General features: G+C 50.1%; 20 protein-coding genes, 3 tRNA genes and 1 pseudogene. 8 read left to right on the top strand and 16 right to left on the bottom strand.

Translation table 11 applies throughout. From position 1 onward, the window contains the following. Positions 1 to 291 precede the first annotated feature (291 nt). Both uvrB and HMPREF2596_RS06670 read left to right on the top strand, forming a co-directional pair. Complete coding sequence (gene uvrB, locus HMPREF2596_RS06675) at positions 292 to 2319, top strand: excinuclease ABC subunit UvrB (protein ID WP_070850409.1); 2028 nt, start codon at positions 292 to 294, stop codon at positions 2317 to 2319. 193 nt (positions 2320 to 2512) lie between these two features. Beyond that, positions 2513 to 3586, top strand: a complete 1074-nt coding sequence (locus HMPREF2596_RS06670; RefSeq protein WP_141762671.1) for a hypothetical protein — start codon at positions 2513 to 2515, stop codon at positions 3584 to 3586. A 331-nt stretch (positions 3587 to 3917) separates the two neighbouring features. On the opposite strand, the gene xth is transcribed toward HMPREF2596_RS06670, so the two are convergent. The 4 genes from xth to HMPREF2596_RS06650 all read right to left on the bottom strand — a co-directional run bounded on the left by xth (position 3918) and on the right by HMPREF2596_RS06650 (position 8623). After that, positions 3918 to 4688: an exodeoxyribonuclease III gene (xth, locus tag HMPREF2596_RS06665; RefSeq protein ID WP_070850404.1), complete on the bottom strand. Its 771-nt coding sequence runs from the start codon at positions 4686 to 4688 to the stop codon at positions 3918 to 3920. 167 nt (positions 4689 to 4855) lie between these two features. Continuing rightward, entirely contained in the window at positions 4856 to 5134 is a 279-nt protein-coding gene (locus HMPREF2596_RS06660) for an ArsR/SmtB family transcription factor (RefSeq protein ID WP_070850402.1), read from the bottom strand. A 405-nt stretch (positions 5135 to 5539) separates the two neighbouring features. Beyond that, positions 5540 to 7321, bottom strand: a complete 1782-nt coding sequence (locus tag HMPREF2596_RS06655; RefSeq protein ID WP_036493920.1) for an extracellular solute-binding protein — start codon at positions 7319 to 7321, stop codon at positions 5540 to 5542. Positions 7322 to 7420: 99 nt separating this feature from the next. After that, complete coding sequence (locus tag HMPREF2596_RS06650; protein WP_070850400.1) at positions 7421 to 8623, bottom strand: YihY family inner membrane protein; 1203 nt, start codon at positions 8621 to 8623, stop codon at positions 7421 to 7423. Between the two features lie 98 nt (positions 8624 to 8721). Here HMPREF2596_RS06650 and wrbA point away from each other — a divergent pair, with 98 nt between their 5' ends. Together wrbA and HMPREF2596_RS06640 are read left to right on the top strand one after the other, a co-directional pair. Beyond that, positions 8722 to 9327 (top strand): NAD(P)H:quinone oxidoreductase, encoded by a 606-nt coding sequence (gene wrbA / locus HMPREF2596_RS06645; RefSeq protein WP_070850398.1) that lies wholly within the window; start codon positions 8722 to 8724, stop codon positions 9325 to 9327. 209 nt (positions 9328 to 9536) lie between these two features. Then, positions 9537 to 11714: a TonB-dependent siderophore receptor gene (locus tag HMPREF2596_RS06640; protein ID WP_070850396.1), complete on the top strand. Its 2178-nt coding sequence runs from the start codon at positions 9537 to 9539 to the stop codon at positions 11712 to 11714. A 190-nt stretch (positions 11715 to 11904) separates the two neighbouring features. Here the strand turns inward: HMPREF2596_RS06640 and aroG are convergent, their stop codons facing one another. The 7 genes from aroG to gmhB form a co-directional block, all read right to left on the bottom strand. Then, positions 11905 to 12948, bottom strand: a complete 1044-nt coding sequence (gene aroG / locus HMPREF2596_RS06635) for a 3-deoxy-7-phosphoheptulonate synthase AroG (RefSeq protein WP_070850394.1) — start codon at positions 12946 to 12948, stop codon at positions 11905 to 11907. 294 nt (positions 12949 to 13242) lie between these two features. Continuing rightward, the gene (locus HMPREF2596_RS06630) at positions 13243 to 14739 is read right to left on the bottom strand and encodes a subtype B tannase (protein ID WP_210401067.1); all 1497 of its coding nucleotides are present in this window, start codon (positions 14737 to 14739) and stop codon (positions 13243 to 13245) included. A 289-nt stretch (positions 14740 to 15028) separates the two neighbouring features. Continuing rightward, positions 15029 to 16504: a surface lipoprotein assembly modifier gene (locus tag HMPREF2596_RS06625; protein ID WP_070850427.1), complete on the bottom strand. Its 1476-nt coding sequence runs from the start codon at positions 16502 to 16504 to the stop codon at positions 15029 to 15031. A 342-nt stretch (positions 16505 to 16846) separates the two neighbouring features. Beyond that, positions 16847 to 17218, bottom strand: a complete 372-nt coding sequence (locus HMPREF2596_RS06620; RefSeq protein ID WP_070822032.1) for a hypothetical protein — start codon at positions 17216 to 17218, stop codon at positions 16847 to 16849. A gap of 172 nt (positions 17219 to 17390) precedes the next feature. Further along, positions 17391 to 18086 carry a M48 family metallopeptidase gene (locus HMPREF2596_RS06615; protein WP_070850390.1) on the bottom strand — a complete coding sequence of 232 codons (696 nt, stop codon included), beginning with the start codon at positions 18084 to 18086 and terminating at the stop codon, positions 17391 to 17393. Positions 18087 to 18135: 49 nt separating this feature from the next. Beyond that, a complete protein-coding gene (locus HMPREF2596_RS06610; protein WP_070850388.1) occupies positions 18136 to 18867 on the bottom strand; it encodes a lysophospholipid acyltransferase family protein in 732 nt (243 codons plus the stop codon). A gap of 71 nt (positions 18868 to 18938) precedes the next feature. Then, positions 18939 to 19517 carry a D-glycero-beta-D-manno-heptose 1,7-bisphosphate 7-phosphatase gene (gene gmhB / locus HMPREF2596_RS06605; RefSeq protein ID WP_003749152.1) on the bottom strand — a complete coding sequence of 193 codons (579 nt, stop codon included), beginning with the start codon at positions 19515 to 19517 and terminating at the stop codon, positions 18939 to 18941. Between the two features lie 137 nt (positions 19518 to 19654). Here gmhB and HMPREF2596_RS06600 point away from each other — a divergent pair, with 137 nt between their 5' ends. Then, positions 19655 to 21304: an LTA synthase family protein gene (locus HMPREF2596_RS06600; protein ID WP_070850386.1), complete on the top strand. Its 1650-nt coding sequence runs from the start codon at positions 19655 to 19657 to the stop codon at positions 21302 to 21304. 516 nt (positions 21305 to 21820) lie between these two features. On the opposite strand, the pseudogene HMPREF2596_RS11030 reads toward HMPREF2596_RS06600, so the two are convergent. From HMPREF2596_RS11030 to folD, 5 genes and pseudogenes are all read right to left on the bottom strand, one after another. Next, a pseudogene (locus HMPREF2596_RS11030) lies at positions 21821 to 22126 on the bottom strand (glycosyltransferase); the annotation flags it as partial. Further along, entirely contained in the window at positions 22063 to 22560 is a 498-nt protein-coding gene (locus HMPREF2596_RS06595; RefSeq protein ID WP_070850385.1) for a DUF7832 domain-containing protein, read from the bottom strand. The gene HMPREF2596_RS06595 and the pseudogene HMPREF2596_RS11030, both read right to left, overlap by 64 nt. Positions 22561 to 22653: 93 nt before the next feature. Next, a complete protein-coding gene (locus HMPREF2596_RS06590) occupies positions 22654 to 23895 on the bottom strand; it encodes an aromatic amino acid transporter (protein WP_070850383.1) in 1242 nt (413 codons plus the stop codon). A 129-nt stretch (positions 23896 to 24024) separates the two neighbouring features. Continuing rightward, positions 24025 to 25098: an AI-2E family transporter gene (locus tag HMPREF2596_RS06585; protein ID WP_049322947.1), complete on the bottom strand. Its 1074-nt coding sequence runs from the start codon at positions 25096 to 25098 to the stop codon at positions 24025 to 24027. A gap of 83 nt (positions 25099 to 25181) precedes the next feature. Beyond that, entirely contained in the window at positions 25182 to 26033 is an 852-nt protein-coding gene (gene folD / locus HMPREF2596_RS06580; protein WP_070850381.1) for a bifunctional methylenetetrahydrofolate dehydrogenase/methenyltetrahydrofolate cyclohydrolase FolD, read from the bottom strand. A gap of 200 nt (positions 26034 to 26233) precedes the next feature. Here folD and HMPREF2596_RS06575 point away from each other — a divergent pair. The 3 genes from HMPREF2596_RS06575 (at position 26234) to HMPREF2596_RS06565 (ending at position 26500) form a co-directional block, all read left to right on the top strand. Beyond that, positions 26234 to 26311, top strand: a tRNA-Pro gene (locus HMPREF2596_RS06575). Positions 26312 to 26338: 27 nt separating this feature from the next. Next, positions 26339 to 26415, top strand: a tRNA-Arg gene (locus tag HMPREF2596_RS06570). A 9-nt stretch (positions 26416 to 26424) separates the two neighbouring features. After that, positions 26425 to 26500 (top strand) — tRNA-His (locus HMPREF2596_RS06565). Positions 26501 to 26731: the final 231 nt, after the last annotated feature.

Raw genomic sequence — 26731 nt, 5'->3', positions numbered from 1 at the left:
GCGGTGGTGTGCGGGAAGATGAAGGGGAAGGGCAGTTGTACGGACGGCGAGGAGATATTTAGGGGCAATGATGCGGAGTGTAAGCCTTTTACGGGGTAGAAATCAGGAAGCGGATAAAGGAAAAGGACGTGCACAGGCACGTCCTTTGGGGAGAGGGTAGTTTAATTGTTCCTGCTAACACAACCAACCTCAGTTTGAAATATTTAGTCTTGTCAGATTGGCACACTATCAATTTTCAGACGGCCCTTTGTTATAATCCTCTCTTTACCTGAACATAAAACAGGCCGTCTTATGGAAGTCATCCAATATCCCAATTCTCCGTTTAAACTCCATCAGCCATTTCCTCCCGCCGGCGACCAGCCCACTGCCATTGCCGGCTTGCTCGAAGGGCTTTCAGACGGCCTTGCTTATCAAACCCTGCTCGGCGTAACCGGTTCGGGCAAAACCTACACCATGGCAAATGTCATCGCCCAAAGCGGCCGCCCCGCCATCATCATGGCGCACAACAAAACCCTTGCCGCCCAGCTCTACGCCGAAATGCGCGAGTTTTTCCCCGAAAACGCGGTGGAATATTTCGTTTCCTACTACGACTATTACCAACCCGAAGCCTATGTGCCCAGCCGCGATTTGTTCATCGAAAAAGACAGTGCGATCAACGAACACATCGAGCAAATGCGCCTTTCCGCCACCAAAAACCTGATGACGCGCGACGACGTGATTATCGTCGCCACCGTGTCCGCCATTTACGGTATCGGCGACCCGACCGAGTATCAACAAATGGTGTTGTCCGTCAAAGAAGGCGACACCATCGAGCAGCGCGACATCATCGCCACGCTTGTTTCTATGCAGTACGAACGCGGCGATTTGGACTTCAAACGCGGCAGCTTCCGTGTGCGCGGCGACGTGATTGACGTGTACCCCGCTGAAAGCTCCGAAAACGCCCTGCGCATCAGCTTGTTTGACGACGAAATCGACCGCCTCGATATGTTCGACCCGCTTTCAGGCAGCCTTATCCAACGCGTCGGCCGCTACACCGTCTTCCCGTCCAGCCACTACGTTACTCCGCGTGAAACCGTATTGCGCGCCTGCGCGTCCATCAAAGAAGAGCTACGCGAACGCATCGAATTTTTCGCCCGCGAACAACGCCCCGTCGAGCAACAACGCATCGAACAGCGCACCCGCTTCGACCTCGAAATGCTCTACGAAATGGGCTTCTGCAAAGGCATCGAAAACTACTCTCGCCACTTCTCCGGCAAAAAAGAAGGCGAACCGCCGCCCACGCTGATGGACTACCTGCCCGACAACGCCATCATGTTCATCGACGAGAGCCACGTTACCGTTACTCAAATTGGCGGCATGTACAAAGGCGACGCATCGCGCAAGCAAAACCTCGTAGATTACGGCTTCCGCCTGCCTTCCGCCCGCGACAACCGACCGCTCAAATTCCACGAATTTGAAAAAGTCATGCCGCAAACCATCTTCGTTTCCGCCACCCCCGCCAAATACGAAGAAGAACACGCCGGACAAGTGGTCGAACAAGTCGTCCGCCCCACAGGGCTGGTCGACCCCCAAATCATCATCCGCCCCGTCGCCACCCAAGTCGATGACTTAATGAGCGAAATCAACGACCGCATCCAAAAAGGAGAGCGCGTACTCGTTACCACCCTCACCAAACGCATGGCAGAGCAACTCACCGACTATTACAGCGAACTCGGCATCAAAGTACGCTACCTGCACAGCGACATCGACACCGTCGAGCGCGTTGAAATCATTAGAGATTTGCGGCTCGGCCTATTTGACGTACTGGTCGGTATCAACCTCTTGCGCGAAGGCCTCGACATCCCCGAAGTCTCCCTCGTCGCCATCCTCGACGCCGACAAAGAAGGCTTCCTGCGCTCCCACCGCAGCCTGATTCAAACCATAGGCCGCGCCGCGCGCAACGTGAACGGCGTCGCCATCCTGTACGCCGACAAAATCACCGACTCCATGAAAGCCGCCATCGACGAAACCGAACGCCGCCGCGAAAAACAGATTAAATTCAACGAAGAACACGGCATCGTGCCGCAGCAGATTAAGAAACAGGTCAAAGACATCATCGACGGCGTGTACCACGAAGAAGACAGCGGCAAAGGTCGTCTGAAAGGCAAAAACAAGGTCAAAGTCGGCGAAATTCACAACGAGGAAGACGCAATTAAAGAAATCGCCAAACTGGAAAAGGCCATGCAACAGGCGGCTAGGGATTTGCAGTTTGAAGAGGCGGCTGTAATTCGTGATAGAATACGCACCATTAAAGAGAATCTGCTTTTTGGGGCTGAGTAATAATTCAAATTTTTTATTTTTTATAGCTAACATTCATAATAATAGATATAGTTTTAGGGCAGGCTTCACTCACCATTTCAAAACATATTAGGAATAGATGATTTGAAGCCATTCTACCCATGTATCGATTCTTTTGTATGGACTATACTTAAAAATTTGAGAATTTTTTTAACTCATTTAAAAAGATCACGTTATGACTTATGTACCTTATGAAAAAAGATGCATTGAATTAAGCTCTGGAAATTGTTTTATTTATCCATTCTGCAACAGAGAGCGAAAAAGTTCAATGTTGGAGCTCATCCTTGATAATAATGCTCTTGTTAATGCTAAAGAATGGTTAAATGATATTAAAGAAAATGAGAATTCTAATAAAATACTATTATCAAAATCTGATCAATTGTGTATTGTTCCATCACTTTATCTAGCATTTGTAGAGCAGTATTTATCAAATAGCAATTACTCTACTGATATCATCCAACGAACAGATAATTTCATAGAGCCTTTTGTAAACCTTGGGATTCCCTTTGGAGATGATTTTTCTTCAAATATTGAAAGGTTATTAATTCAGAATGAAAAGCAGAATAAAACAGATTGGATAATGTCTTATTTGTATATAATATTATTATTTAGGATTACTTTCGCAAAAAAAGGAGAAAATAAACCCTTTGAGTTATTAAAAGAATTAAAAAATAAAAATGTACCCTGTTTTTCAAGCATTATTATGTTGTGTTGCTTAGCTGAATTTTTAAATAAAAATAAAAATATTAAAATGATCAATGATGATAGACCTGCCTATTCCTATTTATCTAGCTTTATTAACACTCATACTGCTCAAAAAGGAGAAATTGGATTAGAAGAAAAGTATTTTCGTAATAGAGCAGGTGATTTATCATTTTGGTTATCTGTTCCTAAATTACTGCAAAATGATTATCACCCCATGGGTGAGTTAATGGTAGTAACTAAAGATAAAGCTCTAAAAAAATTAATTTTTAGGTGTTTCCCTTTTGTGTTAGAAGATGATAAAAAAATGAGGGTAACTTTTGATACAAATAGTTTTGCCGAACAGTATTCAAAAGAAATTTTATCTTTAATTAAAGAGGCTATATGGGAATTTTCCCCTCCTAATTCTGATGAAGAAAAAATAACTCGTTTAAGTAATTTAAAAAATCATGTTTTAGATGGATTGGATGATAATGTAAAGAAAGAAGTAGAAAAAGTGTGGGATGAATGGTTGATAAATGGATTTGGACTAAACTATAAACCATAAAATTTGCCGCCAATGACTCACGCTATACTAGCAAGCGTAGCAACTGTATTTTTTACCCCGTCGGGCAAAAATACAGTTGCTATGCCAAGTAAGCCGTAGCCTGTATCCCCACCAACCGCGTGCGTGGCTGCGCCACACCCCCTACCTGCGGGCGGCACAAACTTTAAAATCGAGGTGTAGGGTGTGTGCGGTACGCACGCACGCGTTTTTTGCCGTTCAAACCATTGGTTCAAACTTTCAGACGACCTCAAACATCATCTGAAAACCTCTTAGCGCAAAGGCCGTCTGAAATCTATTTTTCAGACGGCCTTATTGTTTATTCACTCAAAACCTAGCAGTCAAACTCTGCAATCACCGGCGCATGGTCGCTGGGGCGTTCTTGGGCGCGGGTTTCTAGGTCGACGGTGACGTCGGTAAGGGTGGCGGCGAGTTCGGGGCTGGTGAGGATGTGGTCGATGCGCAGGCCGAGTTTGCGTTGGAACATGGCGCCGCGGTAGTCGAACCATGTGTAGAACGCGCCTTCGGGGTGGATTTTGCGCAGGCTGTCGGTCAGGCCGAGGTCGAGCAGGTTTTTAAACCATTGTCTTTCGATGGAGGAGCAATGGATTTTTTCGTGCCATTTTTCGGGGTCGTAGCAGTCGGTATCGGCCGGAGCGATGTTGAAGTCGCCGAGCAGGACGAGTTTGGGGTGGGCGGCCATTTCGGCGCGGACGAACTCGGTCAATGCGGCAAACCATTGTTCTTTGTATTGGAATTTTGGGCTGTCCAGTGCTTCGCCGTTGACGCAATAGACGTTGATGACGCGCACGCCGTTGATGGTGGCGGCGATGACGCGGCGTTGCGGGTCGTCGGGGAGGGCTGGCAGGCCGCAATGTACGTCTTGCGGTTCGTGGCGGCTGATGATGGCGACGCCGTTATAGGTTTTTTGGCCGCTCCAGACGCAGTGCCAGCCCATCATTTGCAGGGCGGCGGCCGGGAATTTGTCTTGGTCGAGTTTGAGTTCTTGTAAGGCGAGGATGTCGGCTTGGTGGTCGGCCAGCCAGTTTTGTACTTGGGGCAGGCGGACGTTGAGGGAATTGACGTTCCAAGTGGCGATTTTCATGATGTTTCCGTGTGTGCTGTTGGGTGGGAAGGCGGCGGATTGTGCCTGTGGGCATGGGCGGTATTGTATAGCGGATTGGTTTATTTTTCGACATGGGCTGAAAGGGGCAGGCCGTCTGAAAGCTGATGTTTCAGACGGCCTTGTTGTTGTGATGTGGAATAATTTGTTTATTCGGCTAGGTCTTTGAGTGTGCGCAAGGTATTGAGGATGGTGGCGGCTTCTTCGGAGATGAGGCGGTATTCGATGATGCGGTGGTAACGCGTGAAATCGATGATGCCTTCGGTGCGCAGGCGTGCGAGGTGGTTGGCGATGCCGGTCGGGGAGGAATCGAGCGCCTGTGCCAGTTCGGTAATGCTGCGGTCGCCGTCCAGCAGCAGGAAAAGGATGGCCATGCGTTCGGGGTTGGCAATCAGTTTGAGAATGGTAGACAGACGTTTGATTTCCATGTTTTTGTTCCTTTTGTTATATGAACGCTTGATGTTGGTTAAATTGGGATGATTGTAGTTCTTATTACGATTATTCTTATAATTCAAAATCTTAAGTTGGAAGTGTACACGGTTTTGTAAATTTTGAGAGTATTGTGTTGCAATTTTTTTGTTAATTTTTGATATTTTGTTTCGGTTGCAAAACTGGATTGAAAAGAGACGAAAAGGCCGTCTGAAATGTTCCGTTGCAGATGATTTTTGCTGACGGATTTTTCAGACGGCCTTTGATTTGGCTTTAAGTTGTTTTTTCTTTTGCGGTTATTTGGTTTGGATGAATTAATTGGTTTTAAACGAATAATGGGGTTCTATACCAAAGGCTACACGTCAAGGACTTGTCAGACGCTTGGGCGTGTTGTCGAAATGCGACTACTTTTTCTTCCAGCCTGCGGTCATGGCGAAGGTAATGGGATCGTAGTATTTCGGCAGCTTGGACGGAATGCCCACATCGTTACGGTACACGACGCGGTAGCGGTCGGCGAACCAGTTTGGAACGATGGTGTATTGGTGGCGGATCAGTCGGTCGAGCGCGCGCGAGGTGGTTTGCAGCTCTTGGCGGTTGGTAAAGCTGTTGAAATGGGTCAGCAGTTTTTCGACCGCGGGATGACAGACGCCGGACAGGTTGCGGCTGCCTTCGGTTTTGGCGGCGGCGCAGCTGAAGTAGTCGTATTGCTCGTTGCCGGGGCTTTCGCTGTTGCCGTAGTAGCCGGTGGTTACGTCAAAATCGAAGTCGTTCATGCGTTTTTGGTACACGGCGGAATCGGCGGTGCGCACGTTCATGGTAATGCCGATTTTGGCGAGGTCGCGCTGCCATTTGGCGGTAATGCGTTCGTAGTTTTTGCTGGGGGCGAGGAATTCAAAGGTCAGCGGTTTGCCTTGTTTGTCCACTGCTTTGCCGTTTTTGTATTGATAGCCGCCTTTTTCAAGCAGGGCGCGTGCTTTGAGCAGGTTCGGGCGCACGCCCAGTTTGGGGTCGGTAACCGGCGGCATAGGGACGTCTTGATCCAATACGCCCTCGGGCAGCTTGGTGCCCAATGATTTGAGCAATGCGGTTTCTGCACGGTCGGGTTTGCCGGTTGCGGCCATGGTGCTGTTGGTGAAGAAGCTGTCGGTGCGGCGGTATGCGCCGTAGAAGATGCGGCTGTTGACGCTTTCGTAGTCGAAGCTTTCAATCAAGGCGCGGCGGACGTAAATATTGTCCAAGGGCTTGTGGCGCATATTGATGACGAAGCCTTGCATGCCGGCGGTGCTGTTTTGCAGCCATTCGTGTTTGGACAGGTTGCGTTTTTTGAGGACTTCGTCGGAGTAGGCGCGCGCCCAGTTGCGGGCGACGTTTTCTTGTACGAAGTCATATTGGCCGCCTTTTAACCCTTCGATGCGAACAACTTCGTCTTTGACGTATTTGATGCGGATGTGGTCGTAATTGTAGCGGCCTTTGCGCACGGGCAGGTTTTGCGCCCAGTAGTTTTTGTCGCGGACAAATTCGCTGATGCGGCCGTTTTCGGCTTTGGCAAAACGGTAGGGGCCGGAGCCGATGGGCAGGCTGTTGGGCGCGGCGGCCAGGCCTTTGGGATAGCTTTTATGCGAGAAGACGGGCAGGCTGCCGAGAATCATGTGCAATTCTGAGTTGCGCTGCTTGAAGCGGAACACGACGGTGCGGTCGTTGGGTGTTTCTACTTTGGCTACGTCGCTCCAGTAGAAGTGGTACATGGGGGCGGCGGCTTTGTCTTTGGTCAGGATATTAAATGAAGCGGCAACGTCTTTGGCCAAAACGGGGTCGCCGTTGTGGAATTTGGCTTTGGGGTTGATTTTGAAGGTAACGGAAAGGCCGTCCGGCGCCAGGGCGATGTCTTCGGCAATCAGGCCGTAAACGGCGTAAGGTTCGTCCATGCTTTGCTCGGTCAGGGTGTCGAGCGTCAGCATGCTGATGCCGTATTCGTGGTTGCCTTTGAGGGTAAAGGGGTTAAGCGTGTCAAAAGCACCGAGGAAAGGCGTGGTAAATGTGCCGCCTTTGGGGGCGTTGGGGTTGACGTATTCGAAAGCGGTAAAGTTGGCCGGATATTTGGGCGGTTGGCCGAGGCCTACGCCGTGGGCGGCAAAGGCGGCAGATGGAATCAAACCGAGCAGAGAGAGTAGGGCTGGTGTTTTCATCTATTTTTCCTTGTAGGTTGAATATTGTATTCAGTAGTGTGCCGATTATAGCAAAGGCCGTCTGAAACTTGATATTTTTGCTTTCAGACGGCATCAGGTTTAAGAGGATTGCTTTTTCGTATGGGCGCCGAACTCGGCAAGCGTCATGTTCAAGGTTTCCAAGCAGGGCTGCATGATGTGGTCAACTGTTTGATTGACCTTGTCTTTGTTGAGCGTTTGCGGACGGTAGACAAAGAGTTTGAACAGCTCTGCCAAGTCGATGGACTCCGCCCCCGTTTTCAAGACCCAGCCTTGGCGGCCCGAATAGACATAACCGTGTCGCGCCAGTTTTTCCAAAAGCTCGCCCAATTCGTCAAAGCCCATATTGATATGCCGTCTGAACTCCTGTACCGGCAACGCCTTGCCGTTTTGTTGGGCAGAATCGAGCAGCAGCAGGATTTTCAATACATCGTCAAATCGGCCGCGCGCATCCAGACTGCGGCGGAACGCTTCGCCGCGCCAGTAAGACAGAGACGAGGTTAAAACCGCGCCGCCCAATACCAGCGTCCACAACAGGTTGAGCCACAACAGGAAAAACGGTACTGCGGCAAATGCGCCGTAAATCGATTTGTAGCCGTCAAAGTTGCCCATGTACCAAGCGAACAAAAAGCGTGCCGTTTCCAAGCAAAACGCCGTTACGGCCGCGCCGACCAAAGCATGGCTGGCCGGTACGAAACGGTTGGGCACAAAGCGGTACAAGCCCCACAGCAGCGCCGTAATAAATGAAACCGCAGTGATAACCCTCAGCCATTCCGAGCCACCCACCACTTGCACCTGACCGATTACGACCGACAGCCCCACGCCCAAAGACAAAGGCCCAAACGTCAGCAACGCCCAATACACCAAAAATTGCATCATCCAGGGCCGTTGCGAATTGACGCGCCAAATCCGGTTGAACGCATTGTCTATCGTCCGAATCAGCATCAGCGAGGTTACGACCAACATCACACTGCCGATCGCCGTCAGCTTGGTGGCCTTATCGCGGAACGCATTGATGTAGTCAAACACCATATCCGCGCCCTGCGGCACAATGGTGCGGTTGATAAAAGAGACAAATTCCCCCGACCATTGGTCGAAAACGGGGAAGGCCGAAGCGATGACGACCATCACCGTCAACACGGGCACTAAAGCCAAAAGCGTCGTAAACGTCATGCTTGCCGCCACCTGCGGTACACGCTCCTCATCAAAACGGCGCACGACAAACCAAGCGAACGCCACGCCCTTACTCTTTAAAAAACCTTGCCACCATTGCGAAAACGGCATAACCTTTTCCCACTTTTGAATAGAAAATTTTCTTTTCAGACGGCCCGAGTATTCAAAAGGCCGTCTGAAACCTGACAGCATTGTAACGGAAACCCCAAATGAACCCAAATCCCCTGAAAATCCTCGTCCTCTTTTATTCCCAAAATGGCAGCACACGCAACCTTGCCCGCCAAATCGCACGCGGCATCGAAAGCGTGGACGGTTGCGAAGCTGTGTTGCGTACCGTGCCCAAAGTTTCCACCGTTTGCGAAGCCGTTGAAAAAGCCGTTCCCGACGAAGGCGCGCCCTACGCGACTGCCGACGACCTCAAAAATTGCGCCGGCCTCGCGCTCGGCAGCCCGACACGGTTCGGCAATATGGCCGCCGCGATGAAATACTTTATCGACGGCACCATTCCCCTTTGGCTCGGTGCAGAACTCGTCGACAAACCTGCCACCGTATTCACCAGCACATCTTCGCTGCACGGCGGCCAAGAAACTACCCTGCTGACCATGATGCTGCCCCTGTTGCACCACGGCATGGTCATCAGCGGCATTCCATATACCGAGTCCGCGCTCAGCAATACCCAAAGCGGCGGCACGCCTTACGGCGCAAGCCATGTTTCCGGCCACGACAGCAAGCCGGCATTGACCGCCGAAGAAAACGACATTGCCTTCGCACAAGGTAAACGTTTGGCAGAGTTGGCACGAAAATTGGCAGACTGATTTTTTGTGATAAAAAGATTAAGGCCGTCTGAAAACCTGATGATTCAGTTTTCAGACGGCCTTTTTAGTTATTTATAACTAGTAAAGAAATAAATATTTCTAATTAAACAAACTACTTAGAAAATAGGGATTGGAGCATAGTTTCATCGGACTACATCTTTTTGATAGAATCTGCCACCAAATTAAAACATCAGCTAACTGGAGAAGCTATGTCACTACCCGTATTTCCCTATGGCAAATTAAGCTTTGCCGTCAGTCTGGCTTTGTGTTCGGCGTATTCTTTCGCAACCGAAGTAGAAAATAGCCAGCCGCAAGAACATATCGATTTGCCGACAGTTACCGTCCAAGGTGTCGGAAAACAGACTACTTCCAACTACACCATTCCCGCATCTTCCGCCGCAACAGGCATCCGCCTGACCCAGCGTGAAACGCCACAGTCCCTGTCTGTCGTTACCGAAAAACAAATGGACGACCAAGGTTTGGATACCTTGCAGGACGTGTTGAAACAAACACCGGGCGTGTTCCACAGCAAAATGGGCAACAACGTTTCCGGCCACAGCCAATTTATTTCGCGCAGTCAGGCGATTGACAGCATTTCCGTGGACGGCGCGCCCAAATTCCTTTACGACGGTAAAGCCATCCGCCGCGGCACCAACAATCTGGACAGCGCATTGTACGAACAAGTCGTAGTAGTGCGCGGCGCAAGCGGTTTGTCCAACGGCGGTATGGGCGAGCCGGGCGGTACGGTTGCGTTGGAACGCAAAAAACCGACTGCCAAACCAGCCATCAGCGTGGAAGCCGGTGTCGGTTCGTGGAACCACTACCGTTTCGTCCTTGATGCCAATCATCCTTTGAATGCCGACAATACCTTGCGCGGCCGCGCTATTTTGGTCAGCGACCACGGCGGCGATTACCTGCCGAACACATCGCGCCATAATCACACTTTCTATGGCATTTTGTCTTACGATCTCACGCCGCAAATCCAATGGCGCCTCGGTACGGAAATACACCGTTTCCGCAATACCGGCAGCTCGCGTTTCAGCTATCTGACAGCAGCAGGTAATCGCAAAGACGGATTCAAACCGTTTGAATCTTCGCCACGCAGCAATTCTTCCGCACGCTGGGCATACGGCAAAGACACCAGTGCCGAAGTATTTACTTCCCTCAGCCATGAGTTTGACAACGGCTGGAAACTGACAGGCGATTACAGCCATGTTTCGGGTAAAAACGACATCGTTTCAGGCATTGCCGGTACATTTGAAATCAATCCCGATTACTCTGCACTTTTCACTTCAGATCGCGACCGCAGCAAATACCGCGATCAGAATTTTGCGCTGGCCTTGGACGGCAATTATCCAGCGCTGGGCCGCTCGCACGAGTTCAATGTCGGCATCAGCTATCAGGACAACAAAGAAAACCTGTCTTTCTATGAAGAAGGCGAGTCGATGATTCCCGATTTGCGTAAATTTGACGGCAACATCGCCAAACCCGATATGCCGTATCTGCGCGATGGTTTTTCACGCATGAAAAACCTGTCGGTTTACGGCTCGACCCGTTTCAAACTGACCGACAAACTCGCCTTTATCGGCGGCAGCCGTTTTGTGGATTGGCGTTACCGTTACAGCACCAGCCGTAACAAATTCGCACACAGCAGCCACAAACAAAACGTTTTCATTCCTTACTTGGGCGTAACCTACGACATCGGCGACAATCTGACCGCCTATGCGTCTTACACCACCATTTTCCGTCCGCAAGTGCGTTACCTGACCAAAGACGGCGCAGCGCTCAAACCGCAGCGCGGCAAAACCTACGAGACCGGTTTGAAAGCCTCATGGTTTGAAGGCCGTCTGAATGCTTCCGCCTCCGTCTTTATGAACAAACGCGACCATTTGGGCGTTGTTGCAGGCAAATTCGCGAATGGCGAAGAATACTACCGTGCAGCCGACAACACCACAACAAAAGGCGTGGAACTCTCTGTCGGCGGCCGCCTGAGCGATAAATGGCTGCTGAATGCGTCTTATGCACGTTCCAAAATCAAAGACAGCGAAGGGGTTCAACTGCATCCGTCTTATCCAGTTCACTTGTTCAAACTCTTTACCGCGTATGACGTAACCGACCGTTTGAACCTGGGTGCCAACGTCAACTGGCAAAGCCGCAGCCACACGCTGGACGAATACCCGGCAGACATCAATCCGTCCGCCGCCGCTGCATTGACCCAACGCCCATACGCCACGCTGGACTTGACCGCGCATTACAAAATCGGCAAATCCACCCGCATCGGTTTGGACTTTGAAAACGTGTTCAACAAACGCTACCGCACCATGCCGGATATTCACGTTTACGGCACGCCGCGTAGTGTGACTGCAACGGTTAAACATACGTTTTAATTGAAAAGAAAAGTAGGAGAGGCCGTCTGAAAACCTGAATGATTGGTTTTTCAGACGGCCTGAATATTTTCTGACATATTGTTTTTATGTTGAACCTGACTAAAATTTGCCCGGTATCTTGAGCAAAGAAATCAAAATGACAGACACAAAAAAGACCGGAACATATCCGGTCTTTTTAATGGTTTCGCACTTACGCTTGGTAACCTTTCGCTTCGGCAAGCAGGGCCAGCAATTCTTCAGTCGTATCCCAACCGATGCAGGCATCCGTAATACTTTGACCGTAAACTTCAGGCTTGTCCTGACGGCCTTCAATCAAGTGGCTTTCCACCATCACACCCATGATGTTTTCTTCACCGGCTTTCAGCTGCTCCGCAACATCGCGCGCCACATCCATTTGTTTGCGGAAGTCTTTACGGCTGTTGGCATGGCTGCAGTCCACCATCAGTTTGCTGCTCACGCCGGCTTTTTGAAGCTGCGCAACTGCGTCTTTAACGTGTTCCGCGCTGTAATTAGGCTCTTTACCGCCACGCAAAATCGCATGGCAGTCAGGATTGCCGCTGGTGTGGACAATCGCGGAATGACCGGCTTTGGTTACAGACAGGAAGTGGTGCGGATGATTGGCGGCGCCGATGGCGTCAATGGCAATTTTCAGATTGCCGTCCGTACCGTTTTTAAAACCGACAGGGCAGGAGAGGCCGCTGGCCAATTCGCGGTGTACCTGGCTTTCAGTCGTGCGCGCACCAATCGCGCCCCAAGAAATCAGGTCGGCGTAGTATTGCGGCGTAATCATGTCCAAGAATTCAGTCGAAGCAGGCATGCCCATTTCGTTCAAAGTCAGCAACAACTGACGCGCTTGGCGCAGGCCGTAGTTGATGTCAAACGTACCGTCCAAGTGCGGATCGTTAATCAGGCCTTTCCAGCCAACGGTTGTACGCGGTTTTTCAAAATACACGCGCATCACAATCAGCAGCTCTTTCTCATATTTTTTGCGCAGGGGCAGCAATTTTTGCGCATATTCAACCGCCGCCTTAGTATCGTGAATCGAGCATGGGCCGATGATGACCAGCAAACGGTTGTCGCGGCCGTGAACCAAATCCGAAATCTCATGACGTGTTTTATAAACCAAATTGGCAACCTGAGGCGTAACAGGCAGCTCATACAAATGCGCGATTGGAGGGAGTAACTCTTTGACTTCTTTAATTTTAATATCGTCAGTAGGGTGGTGTTGGGACATGATGGACTCTCTTGTTTATTTTTGATACAGGTTACAGGTTTTAGCAGAATTAAACAAGGCTTGATTTTCTATTTTAGCAATTTTATTCTAAAATTTCTTTATTTTAATTATTTTATGAAATTTAAAATCAGTTTATTTTTTTAAATTGATATTTAATGCTGTTATAAAATTTCGTTTATACAATGGAAAATTTGAGGGTTTATCGAAAATATGGGCCGTCTGAAAAGGTTCAGACGGCCTTTCTTTAAATTAAAACGGGATACCAAATCTTATCCCAATCTATATTGCGAACGCTTATTTTGCAGCGCTGCTGACTTGTTTCATCCAGGCAAACAGTTCGTCTAAGTCATAATCGCCGCCGTGGCCGACATCCCAAGGCAGAGCGTAGTCGACGGTTTGGCCGTTGTTTTGCAGTTTGGCGGCTAAGACGGCGGAGATTGCCAGTGAGGTGTCGCGGTCGTTGGTGCCGACGCGGATGCGCCAGTTTTGTGGCAGGTTCACGCCCGGTTTGCCGATGTAGTTGAGCGGGTTCATGATTTTGATGGTTTCTTCATCTGCGATTTCGGCGTTGGCGGCGGTGTTGTGTTGCATGGAAAACGCGGTGAAGTGGCGTTTGTCGACGGTATTGGTGCCGAAGAGTTGGTTTTCTCCTGCGCTCAAATCTACGCCGTCAAAGGCCGGAGGTGTTTTTTGGCGGCCGGCGGCTTTGGCGTAGGCATCGAAATCGACTGAGACGACTTTGCCTTTGCGGACGGTCAGCCAAGTGCGGTCGCTCAGGTCTTTGCCTGCATCAAGTTGGGCCTGTGCGGATTTGGCAAGTAAACCGGCAATATGGTTTTTAAAGCTGCCGTTGCCTTGGGCGTCCAACTCCAGGGGTTTGCCTTCGGGGGATTTCAGGTTCAGGCTGTTGAGGTATGCGGGGTATAGGGGTTTGAGGAGGTCGGACAGTTTTTTCTCGTCATCGGTCAGTGTGCCGGCGACCAGCTCGCGTTTGACGCGGTAGTCGAGCATGGAAATGTTCATTTTTTTGTAGTCGTTGATACCGTTGAACTGCCATTCGTAAGCGATGTCGGCATGGTCCAAATCGGTAATCGGGCAGTAGGCGGATACGGCGAAAACTTTGTCGCTGCCGTCTGCCGCACCTAAGGCTTTGAGGTGGTTTTCGTAATCTTTTTGGTCGGCTGTTGCGCCTAAGAGGGCGGACATCGCGCCGCCTGCGCTTGTGCCGTTGGAAATGATTTTTTCGGCGTCGCCGGGCATAACTTTGTCGTTGGCTTTCAGGTAACGGACGGCGGCTTTCAAATCAACGATGGCTGCAGGTGCTTTGCCGGTGGGTTCTGTTCGGCCGCGTGCGCCAGGGGAGGCGACGACGTAGCCTTTGGAGAGGGCAACCAGGGCGGCGTTGGGTGATTTTTGACCGTCTTCAGGCTCGCCGCGTTTGCCTTCTAAAGCGGGTTTGCCAGGTTCGGCCGGCATATAGCCGCCGATTTGGTTGGGCAGGAAAATCGGTGCGGTTTCGGCGTTGAAACCGTCTATCTCGCCGCCGTTGTAATAGGCTTCGGGTACATAAATATTGATGATTTCGTAACGGGTATCGACAGGATTGCGGACGTAAACCACGCCTTCGTAAGCGCGGAATTTGACAGCTTGACCGTTCACTTCGATGCTTTGTTCGGTGTATTTTTGTTTGGAAAAGTCTAGGTCGTAGGTGTCTGCAGTTTTGACGGAAGCGCAGGCGCTTAATCCCAGCGCGATAGAAACGGATAAGAGGGTTTTGTTTAGGGCGGTCATCATCATACTTTCTGAAGAGGTGAGCGGATATGATAGCGAATACCAAGGCCGTCTGAAATGCCAAGTCGGGTTTTAGACGGCCCGATTTTTTGTAACGTTATGTAGTGTTATACGTTACATTGTAAAGTAATATGAGCTTAAATTTCATCTATTTGATAAATATGAATTTAATAAGAAATTATGCCTTAAAAGATCTATTTATCCGATATCTGTAAAAGTTTGAATCTGTCTTGTAAATCAGTATGCAGGACAGGCATTTTTGTTTTACCCACAGATTGGTTTCTACTTGTCAGAATGTTTTGCTCAGTTCGACAAACATTTTGGTTTTGCTGTATTCGTAGAACTTGTCGTTGCTCCATGTTTTGTTGTGGGCAATGGTTAGGCGCGGGGTGATGCCTTTGAAATGGAGGGAGCGGTGCCATACGCTCAGGGAGGCGGAGGTTTCTTTGTCGCGGCGGTTTTGTTCGTTACTGAAGAAGCCGGGGGCTTGGTAACGGCGTTGGGCGGCGCTGAGGCGTAGGACGGTGGAGAGGCCTTTGGGCCATTCTTGTCCCCATGTGGTGCGCAGGGCGTAGCGGTTGAAGCTGTCGCTTTTGTCGTCGCGGTTGCGTTCGCGGTAGAGGTCGATACCGGCTACCCAGTATTGGCGCGCGTTGCGGTAGTACACGATGGAATTGCTGAGTAGTTGGCTGGTATTGTTGGAATGCTCGCGGCGGCTGTTTTTCAGACGGCCTGCTTCAAATGCGCTGAGGGTTTGCAGCTTGGGTTGCCACCAATGGTTGTAGTGGAGGCGTGCGCCGTTGGTGTAGGTGTAGGGGTCGTTGCCGTAGAAGCGGCGTTCGTGGAACGGGGTAATGCCGATATCGCTGCGCTGGTCGGCATAGCCAATGCCTGCCGAGAAGCGTGTGGTGAGGTCGTTGTAGTTGGTGTGTTTGGGGTAGATTTTGCCGTAATGGTCTGCGCCTGCCGTGGCATAGAAGCCGCGGGGCAGCGACCATTTTTTTTCTGCACCGATTTGGTAATGGACGGCGGTGGCATCGATGGGTTCGGGGAAGGTCCAGCCTCGGAAGCAGTCATCGTCGGGATAGGCAAGGCGCACGGTGCGGCATTGTTCGTCGCTCAGGTGGTTGCCCAGACGGCGTTGTCTAGGGGCTTGGTTGATGTTTTGTTCGCGCGTGATGTTCAAGCCGGCGTTGAATTGCCATGAGTCGCGTTCGCGCAGGGCTTTGCGGTAGGTTTCGATGCGTTCTTGCAAGGCGGGCGGGAGGGATTCGGTTTGCAGTTTGTCGAACTGGTCAGCCGCGGCTTCGTTTTGTTTGTCTTCAAACAAGGCGGTTGCAAGCTGCCAGCGGACGGCGGAGGCATCGGGCTGCTCGGCGATAAAGCGGCGGTAATGGCCGACGGCTTCGGCGGCGCGCCCTTCGGATTGGGCAAGCAAACCTTTGGCATAGCGTGCCATGGCGCGGTCGTGTTCGGGCCATTGTTCGTAAATGGGCAAAACGGCTTTGATGCCGGGGATATTGTGGGCGACGACGGCGGAATACATGGCGCGTGCCAGTAATTCGGTGTTGGCAAGCAGGGTGTCGGCATCGACGTTGATGATTTTTTCAGACGGCCTGTTTGTCTGTTCGGCAGGGATGTTGTGCGCTTCGGGCTGTTGGGGTTCGGCAGTGTTGACTTGAAGCTCGGGTTTTACGTTGGGCGGCACATCGGCGGCGTGAAGGGAAAGGGGAAGGATGGCGAGGAGGAGTAGACGTTTTTTCATGGCAATGTTGGGGATGTTATCGGTATAAGTGGGCAGATTGTACAATGTTTTGAGTCGGAAATTTTGTAAACTGACGGAGACCTTTGCAAAAATAGTCTGTTAACGAAATTTGACGCATAAAAATGCGCCAAAAAATTTTCAATTGCCTAAAACCTTCCTAATATTGAACAAAAATTAGGAAAAATCAGAAAAGTTTTGTATTTTGAAAATGAGATTGAGCATAAAATTTTAGTAACCTATGTTATTGCAAAGGTCTCTGACGGTCATTTTATCTGATCAATGCGACAAAAGGCCGTCTGAAACCTGATGGGATTTCAGACGGCCTTTGTTTGCGGTTTGGATTTAGTTTTCGTCCAGGTCCAAATCGGCTTTGTATTCGATGCGGCCTTGGCCTTTGTCCTCGATGGAAACGTCCAGCTCTTGTTTGCCGCGTTTGAATTTTAGATCGGCATCGTCGCGTTTGATTTCAGACTCGACCACATGGAAACCTTTGCTGCGCGCGTGGGCGATCACTTTTTTGGCCAGGGAAGGAATGGAATTGTGTCGGCCGGAAAGTTCGGCTTCGTATTCAAACTCGCCGTCGCCTTGATGATCGGCTTTGATGGTGTGCGCGCCTGCCGGACGGTAGATTTCGGAAGGCAGCGGGGAGGCGAATGCCGTGGCGGAGAAAAGAGCCAAAATGCCGGTGGCCAGTAACGATTTTGCTTTGGTCATCGGTTTTCCTTTCTGAAAAGGGTTTGGAGAACGACATCATCTTATCGGCATGCCTGTAGGGCGGCAAGTGGATAAACTCGATTTTACGCGCGGCTACATGATTTGTTTGGAGGGCGTTGATTCTTTGCCTTGGGCCGGTGTTTGCTTGCAGAAAAATACTGAAAGTAAAGGCTTAGCCGAGAAGGAACAATTCGCCGCCGTGTGCCTTCAGCCATTGTTTGGCTTGATCGACATGCGGTGTGAACGAGCGGGTCAGTGCCCAAAATGCAGGGCTGTGGTTGGGGTGGCGCAGGTGGGCGAGTTCGTGCAGGCAGACATAGTCGGCGACATATTCAGGGGTGCCGATAAGCCGCCAGTTGAGGCGGATGCCGGTAGTGTGGCGGCATACGCCCCAGAAGGTTTTGGCGTTGGAAAGGGAAATGGCGCTCGGGGTCAGGCGGGTGCTTCGGATATGGCCTTCGAGGCGCGGCAGCAGATATTCGCGCGCACGCTCGTGCAGGAAGCGGCGCAAATGGGTAAGTTGGGCGGCGGTTTCTTTTTCGGGCAACAGGATTTCAGACGGCCTGATTTGGATGTGGTTTGCTGTGTGGACGGACAAGGCCGTCTGAACGCCTTGATACCAAATCCATTCTGGAAGCGTGTCGGTGGGTGTTTGCCGAGTAGGTGTTTTGTTTAGGGTGCGGCGTAGGATGGCCTCGTTGTCGTTCAGCCATTGGGTAAAGTTGCGCTGGGTCACAAACGGCGGGATATTGATGCTGACGGTATCGGCGGAAACGGGGCGCAAGATGAGGTTTTTCTTGGCACTGCGTTTGAGCTGGATATGAATGGTCAGGCCGTCTGAAAGGGTGTGGGTATGGAGGCGGGGCATGGTGTTTGAGGGAAAGGGGCGGGCATGGCGGCCCACCCGATGGAATGATTTATTTGGTTTGTGGCGCGAACGGGCCTTGTCCGGTAATCAGGGGCTGTTGGCTTTCAATCCATTGCTCGCATTGGGCCATGAGTTCGGCTTCGTTGCCGCTGCCGTAGGCAATGGGTTTGCCGATGATGACGCTGACCGTGCCGGGGTATTTGAGGAAGGAGTTGCGCGGCCAAAACTCGCCGCTGTTGAGCGCGACGGGGACGATGTCCATCTCAAACATTTTGGCCATACGCGCGCCGCCGAGCTTGTAGCGGCCTTTTTCGCCGGGCGGCAGGCGTGTACCTTCGGGGAAAATGGTAATCCAGTAGCCTTCGTTTTTGCGCGCAATGCCTTGTTCTATCAGCTGCCTGTTGGCTTCACGGCTGTTGCTGCGGTCGATGCCGATGGTTTTAACCAGTTTCAAGCCCCAGCCGAAGAAAGGGATTTTGAAAAGTTCGCGTTTGGCAACATAGACTTGCGGCGGAAAAATTTCTTGTAGGGCGAGGGTTTCCCAGCCGCTTTGGTGTTTGGCGCAAATGATGGCCGGGCGGTCGGGAATGTTTTCCGCGCCGCTTAAGGTGTAGTTTAAACCGATGACGTGTTTGAGCGACCAGTTGAGGATGCGTACCCAAACTTGTGCCATTTTGTGTGCGCCGCCTTGGAAGGGCAGGGCAAGCAGCATAAAGGGGAACAGCAAAATAATGCTGGAGGAAAGGATGAACCAGTAAATCAGGTTGCGGATAATCAGCATATCGGGGAAAAATCTGTCGTTGGAAGGCCGTCTGAACGCCGGTGTGATCAGGTTTCAGACGGCCTTGTTGTTTATAAGATGGCTTGCGCGGTTTCTTCGATTTGTGTGTTTTCGCGCATGATGTATTGCGAGAAAGCGAGCAGGTTGTCGAAGATTTGGGTGTGTTCGGGCAGGTCTTGTTCGTGTTGGGCCAGCGTTTTTTTGCCTTTGCCGGTCAGGACGAGCGCAGATTTTCCGCCTGCGGCATCAATGGCCTGCAGGTCGCGCAGGCTGTCGCCGACCAGCCAGGTTTCGGCGGCATCGGCCTTGAAGCGTTCGATGATGTCGAGAATCATGCCGGGTTTGGGTTTGCGGCATTCGCAGTTGTCGACGGCGGTATGCGGGCAAAACCAAATGCCGTCGATGGTGCCGCCTGCTTGAACGGCAAGGCGGTGCATTTTCGCGTGCATTTCGGTCAGGTCTTGCACGGTAAAGTATTTGCGGCCGATACCGGATTGGTTGGTGGCCACGGCGATGGTGTAGCCTGCCTGCGTTAAAAAGGCGATGGCATCCATGCTGCCTTCGATGGGAATCCATTCGTCAACGGATTTGACGAAATCGTCGCGGTCTTGATTGATGACGCCGTCGCGGTCGAGGATGATGAGTTTCATGGTGTTTTTTAATATGGGGTGTGTCGATATTATAGTGAAGATTAAAGAGTGTGCATACGTTGTGTTATTATGTAACCTTGTTTCAGAAATGCTTCTAATTGTGTATTTGTAGAAGTTTATTAATAAGGGATAGCGTCATGTTTGCTTATGTTTTCCTATTTTTGTTTGTGTCAGCAGCAGTAGTGCTTATTATAAAGTCACACTATCGTTGGACCTATTTTTTTGCTTCAATGCTGTTTTTGTTTTTGGCGGCTGGTATGTTGATGTTGACAGGGCAGTGGCAACGAGCGTTGAATTTTGCATCAGTATGTTTTGTTGTGTTTGCTTTGTTTCATAGATTAAAAATTCATTATTATAAACAACCATTATTGATTTCAGACTTCCGACTCATCGTCGATTGGCGTAACTGGGAGACATTGTTTCATTATAAAGAAGCCATCGTTGGCGTACTGGGATTAATGGTATTGATTGTTTACGCCGTGTTTGGTTGGTACGATGCGGAGCCTATGGATATAGTGTGGCAGTATACTGGTGCAATCATATTCATAATGTCATTTTTTGCAATGTGGTATTTTTCAAAGCATCCTGGAGCAGTTAGAACATGGCTGGATTCGTTGCCAGATGATGGTAGGGATGTATTTTTAAATTTGCCGATGTCTTGCAGGGCAGTATTTTTCCAAGTGCCGATGTTTGAAGGTAATGGACAGGAATTTGCTGAGAAACTGTTAACTGAAAACATATATCCTGAAACATTGGAAAAACCCGATATTGTCATTACGCTGATGGAATCGACGCTTAATCCACATCAATTTGATTTCACGTCAGCCGATATTCCTAAATTAAGGATGTTTGAGCAGCAGATGGATACTGTGTTTGCTTCTCCATTGCGCGTACATACGTTTGGTGGTGCAACATGGAAATCTGAATTTGCGTTTTTAGCAGGTGTGCCGTCTACTGACTTTGGCGCATTGGCTAGCGGGGTATTTTATTCAGTGGTGCCACATTTACAGACTGGGCTTATCCGAAATTTGCGTGAGCATGGTTATTTTTGTGTAGCTTTGTCGCCCTTTACTAAGGGCAACTATAACGCCAAAGCCGCCTATGATCATTTTGGTTTTGATCTTATGTTACAGCCTCAAGATTTGGGGTATCCTGCCCCGATGGGCAAAAATTTATGGCACATTTCTAGCGAAGAAATGATGCAATATGCGCGGATGATTCTAGAAAAACGTCATCCTAGTTTAGCAGATGTACAGCAACCGATGTTCGTCTATATTTTGACTATGAAAGAACATGGGCCTTACAGGACAGACATGGATAATGTGTTTGGGCTGGACTCTCCAGATTTAGATATGAAAACTATTTCTGCAATCAACGACTATATCGAGCGTATTGTCGATTTGGATAAAGCGACAGAAAGTTTCAACCATTATTTGCATGAACGTAAAAAACCGTTTGTGTTTGCTTATTTCGGTGACCATCAGGTATCATTTGATGGTGTTTCTCCTAAGAAAAAAGGAAATTTTGCTTATCCTGACTATATTACGCAAATTGTGGTTAGAAGTAATATTACCTCGGGATTTAGACAAGAACAGGATTTTCTTGACCTTGCTTTTGCTGGAGGAATGTTAATGAATGTGGCAGGTCTTTCTCCTACAGACAATTTCATGAAAGCAAATATGACCATGCGAAGTTTAAGCAATGGTAGGCTTGAAGATTGTTACAATAGTAAGCTTGTTAATGATTACCGAAATTACTTGTATAGCATCCTGAAAATTGTACGTTAGGCATTTAACTTAAATGATAAGACGTATGCTTCTAGAAAAAGAGGTACAACGAGAATCTACGTAACCATACATCATTTGTTTATATAATTTGTAGTGTAGTTTTCATGAAGAGACGGGCAAGAATGCCCGTCTTTTTGTAGTTTGAGATCTTTGCAAAACTCTCCTAAAACTCCTTAAACGCCCATCAAGATTATTCATGGGAGTGTTCGTGAGCATTTCAGTAAAACTCTAAAGACATAATAGCTAAACACACATCAGTTACTTCGCTTTGTTGTAGTTAGAGCAAGTGCTTGATTGGCAGCTTATTGAGCATTAACTGTATTATCAAAGAACCCGTTGCTTCTGATATTACATGCGGATGTCCTGAATATTCTACCGTTATCTATGTTTGGAAATATTTCACTTGGCTAATGGCACAGCCTTTCTGATTTCTAACTTATCCTTATTACCCGCATTGATTTCAACCTGTGTTTCAAAGCTCTCAATATCTTTAGTGAAGTATTATTCTGATATCTGTCAGTATAGTATATTGAGAGTCTGGTCGATATGATGCGTTAATGTAGGATTATAGGTTAATGCCTGCATAGGAGAGGTAATTTTGTGTTTTCCCTGTTGTTTAAGCGAAACTGCTTGTGTGATGGCTTGTGCCAGTGTTTCTGGGTTTTGACGTGAGAAAAAGAAGCCTGCATTTTCGTTCATGACTTCGGTACATACCATATTGTCGGAGAAAACAACTCGGGTTCCGCACAAAATAGATTCTATGCCAACCAGTCCGAATGGTTCGTACAGTGATGCCATAATGGTGAAGTCAGCAGCTCGGTACTGCTTTTCCATTTTTCAAAGGCCGTCTGAAAAACGGGTGTCAGTTTGGCGAAGGTTTCCGGGGTGTTTTTGACGTGGTAGAAGCCGCCGAGCGAGGGCGTGTCGAGGGCGAGGACGTAGTCTTCCATAAATGCGCCGTAGCCGTCTTCTTCGTCGGTGTAGTAGAACTCGGTAAACCGTTGGCCGAGTTCGGTAAAGTCGTCCGCCGTCAATGCGCCGTCCATGTGTTTGAGCAGGAAGTGCCGTCCGCTGATCGTGCCTGCGGTCATGGCGGCGAAGTCGGCCGTGGTTTCGGGGGCGGTTTGCCAGACGGGGTTGACGAGACCTGATTTTGCCGCCCACTGCCAGTACATGCCGATGTGGGTGGCGGCGTTTTCGGGCGGGAGCTGGTCGGGATAGTCTTCGTCGAGGTGGAAACGGATATTGTCGTACATGGACGGGGTTCGTTGGGGGAAAGGGGGTATTGTAGCGGAAAATAATGAATTAGGCCGTCTGAAAGAGGGTGTTTCAGACGGCCTTAAGGGAATTTAACCTTTAAATACGGGAACAAGCTCCATTTGGCTCAATATCTGCGCGGCAATATTGATGACACCGAAGAGGAAAACCCAAACCATCAGCCGGAATCCGCCGTAAACGTGGTAGTTTTTGCCGATGCCGAATTTTTTGCGCGAGCGGTAGAGCAGCATGGCCGGGATGATGCCTGTCCAGATGGTTGCGGCCAGGCCGACGTAGCCGATGGCAGTAACGAAGCCGGTGGGGAAGAGCAGGCAGGAAATCAGGGGCGGCAGGAAGGTCAGCGCGGCGGTTTTGGTGCGGCCGGAGATGCTGTCGTTCCATTTGAAGATGTCGGCGATGTAGTCGAACAGGCCGAGCGTTACGCCGAGGAAGGACGTGGCAATCGCCATGTAGGAGAACAGGGTTAACACTTTGTCCATATTGCCGGTTTGGGCGAACTTGGACAGCGTTTCGATCAGGACGGAAACTTGTCCTTCTGCGGCGATAACCGGTGCGAACTCGCTGCGCGGCAGATTGCCTTGGATGGCGATTTGCCAGAGGATGTAAATTACCAAGGCAATCAGCGTACCTGCCCACAGGGATTTGGCTACTTTGGGCGCGTCGCCTTTAAAGTATTTGAGCAGGCTGGAGACGTTGCCGTGGAAACCGAATGACGCAAGGCAGACGGGCAGGGCGGTGGCGACATAAATCCAGTAGCTGGTGCCGGCAGGGGCTTGGGTGTCAAACAAAACAGGCATTTTGGCATCGGCAATCAGGCCGCCGGTTGCCCAAATAAAGGTCAATACCATGCCACCGATGAGGATGCTGGTGAAGCGGTCAACCAAGCGGGCGGATGCCCAAACGCAAAAGGCGAGGATGCCGAAGAAGACGAGTTGGCCGACGGAGAGCGAAATTTCGCCGCCTACCGCGCTGCCGATGCCTTTGGCGGTCAGGTCGCCGCCGACGAAGATGTAGGCGTAAGTGAGCAGGTATAAAACGAAAGCGACGGCAACGCCGTTGATGACGTTCCAAGCCGGGCCGAGCAGGTCTTTGACCATGGTGTCGAAGCTGGCGCCGTGCGGATAATGGGTGTTGACTTCCAAAATCATCAGGCCGCTGGAGAGCATGGAAAACCAGGTGTACAGCAACACGACCAGCGAGCCGGCAAACCAGACGCCGGAGGTGGCGGTCGGGTTGGCAAGCATGCCTGCGCCGATAACCGTACCGGCGATAATCATCGCGCCGCCGAATAGGGATGGGGTTTTGGTTGACATTGTTTGTCTTTCTTCTAGGAATGCGTGGTTGTCATTATGCCGTAAAGTGTAAGAAAAGGTAAAGCAAAGGCCGTCTGAAAACCCGATTGTCGTTTTCAGATGGCCTTTGATGTGTATAAATGCAACTGATTAAATCAATTTTCGCAGTTTCAATTCGTTTTTCAAATAGGCGTAATAAACCGGCGCGACGATGATGCCGCCGATGCCGAAAATGCGTTCAAAGACGACCATTGCCACCAGCAATTCCCACGCGCTGGATTCGATTTCCGAGCCGATGATTTTGGCGTTGAGGAAATATTCGAGCTTGTGGATGACAACAAGGAAAACCAGCGAGGCGAGTGCGACGTAAAGCGATGCGCCGAGGCTCAAAATAATGATGATGGTGTTGGAAATCAGGTTGCCCGCCACCGGAATCAGGCCGACGATAAAGGCGACGATCAGGACGGTCATTTTAAACGGCAGCTCAACGCCGAACAGCGGTAAAACCAAGTAAAGGTACAGGCCGGTCAGAAAAGTGTCGATCAGTGAGATTTTGACTTGGGCGAGGAACACGCGTTCAAAGCTGGTTTCAAAAGTGACGATGCGTTGCACCAATTCGGCTTTAAACAGTGGCATTTTGCGGCGGTTTTTACGCATTTTCAGGCGGTGGAAGCTGAGCATGGCGCCGATGATGATGCCGATGAGGATGTACACGAAGGACGTGATGCTGTTTTTACTGATGCGGGTCAGCGCGGCGCGGTATTCGTCAATCAGCTTGATTGCCGAGGCTTTGATTTCGGCCATATTGTTGGGCAGCATATTGAGAATGGCCGCAGGCAGGTCTTGGCTGTTTTTGGTGTCTTCCAAAATCGCCGCCAGCTTGGCCAGCATAAAGCCGACGTGGCCGCCGTGTATCAGGTGGTAAATGCCCAAAGACATCATCGCAATGATGCTGAACACGATGGCCAGCGTCAGCGTAGTGGAAATCAGGTTGATATTGTGCGCGTTGAGCGATTTATGCAGCCGCGTGTTACGCGGCAAAACACGGCGGCGGAGTTTGAGGATGACGCCGTTGGTGCGCGTAATAAAGATATAGGTCAGGATAACCGACAGCAGCAGCGGCAGCAGATGGTAGTGTAAGACAATCAGCAAAGCCAAACCCATCAGGATATAGGAAGCGTTGCGGAAAGTCGGGTTGTCGGTGTGGGAAGCGAGTAAGGACATGTGAAGCCGATAAGGTAAAAAACAAAAAACAGGTCAGGCCGTCTGAAAAACCATGTTCAGACGGCCTAATTTAATGACGGCGGTTAATCGTGCAATGAGGCCGCGTGTAGCGTGTTTTCCAACAAAGTGGCAATCGTCATCGGGCCGACGCCGCCGGGAACGGGCGTAATCATGGAAGCGCGTTCTTTGGCAACGTCAAACTCCACGTCGCCGCACAGGCTGCCGTCTTCCAAGCGGTTGATGCCCACATCGATAACGACGGCGCCGGGTTTGACCCATTCGCCTTTAACGAAATTCGGAATGCCCACGCCGACCACCAAAATATCGGCGGCGGCAACTTCATCGGCAAGGTTTTGCGTGGCGCTGTGGCAGATAGTTACCGTCGCGCGGGACAGCAGCAATTCCAATGCCTGCGGGCGGCCGACAATATTGGATGCGCCGACAATCACGGCTTTTTTGCCTTTCGGGTCGATGCCGTAGGCTTCCAACAAAGTCATCACGCCTTTGGGTGTGCACGGGCGCATCAGTGGCATTTTGACGACCAAGCGGCCGACGTTGTAAGGGTGGAAGCCGTCCACATCTTTATGCGGCACGATACGTTCCAAAACTGCCTGGCTGTCGATGTGGGCCGGCAGCGGCAGTTGCACCAAAATACCGTCGACGGCAGAATCGCCGTTCAATTCGTCCACCAGTTTCAACAAATCGTCTTGCGTGGTTTCAGACGGCAGCTCGTAAGAGCGCGATTCGATGCCGCTTTTTTGGCAGGCCAGTTTTTTATTGCGTACATAAACCGCGCTGGCAGGGTCGTCGCCGACCAATACCACCGCCAAACAAGGCGTGTGCAAACCTTTTTCCTGACGCGCCTTTACCGCCTGCGCGACCGCCTCGATGCGTTGCTGGGAGATTTTTTTTCCGTCTATAAGTTGAGCAGTCATGATTTTCCTTCTAAATAGGGACAAATATTGCGTTCAAATTATCGCATTTTTCAGACGGCCTGACACAAAAGAGTGACCCCGATGACGAAACATAAAAATAAATAATGATTAAAAATAATAAGATAAATAAAAAATAGAAAAATAAAGCAAAGTAAGTGTTGACCGGGCTGAAAAGGGTCTGTATAGTTCGGGTCTTCAGTCGGGGCGTAGCGCAGCCCGGTTAGCGCATCTGCTTTGGGAGCAGAGGGTCGTGAGTTCGAATCCCACCGCCCCGACCACAAAATTCTAAGCACGAATCGGCATGAGCGCCCGTAGCTCAACCGGATAGAGCACCGACCTTCTAAGTCGGGGGTTACAGGTTCGATTCCTGTCGGGCGTGCCAATTTTTACGGTGGCTGTAGCTCAGTTGGTAGAGCCCTGGATTGTGATTCCAGTTGTCGTGGGTTCGAGCCCCATCAGCCACCCCAGATGAAAGCCTGCATATTGTATGCAGGCTTTTTTCCGTTTATGCCCTGAATTTTACTTCAAGTTTATTGGGTTTCAAAAACAGTGTTCATCAAACCGTTCCATCATGGCAGCGGCAAAAATGGCGTCTGCGGTGTCTGTCAAATGCCGATGAATACGCAGTCAAGCCCGAATATCGTACCGTTCGGTATCTTTTTATGGCGTTTCGCCGTTATCCTTTATAATACCCCGAT

It is taken from the genome of Neisseria sp. HMSC078C12 (genome assembly GCF_001838065.1).
Taxonomy (GTDB): Bacteria; Pseudomonadota; Gammaproteobacteria; order Burkholderiales; family Neisseriaceae; genus Neisseria.
Note: the sequence above shows the minus strand (reverse complement) of the source record. Positions and strands in the feature narration are given on the sequence as shown.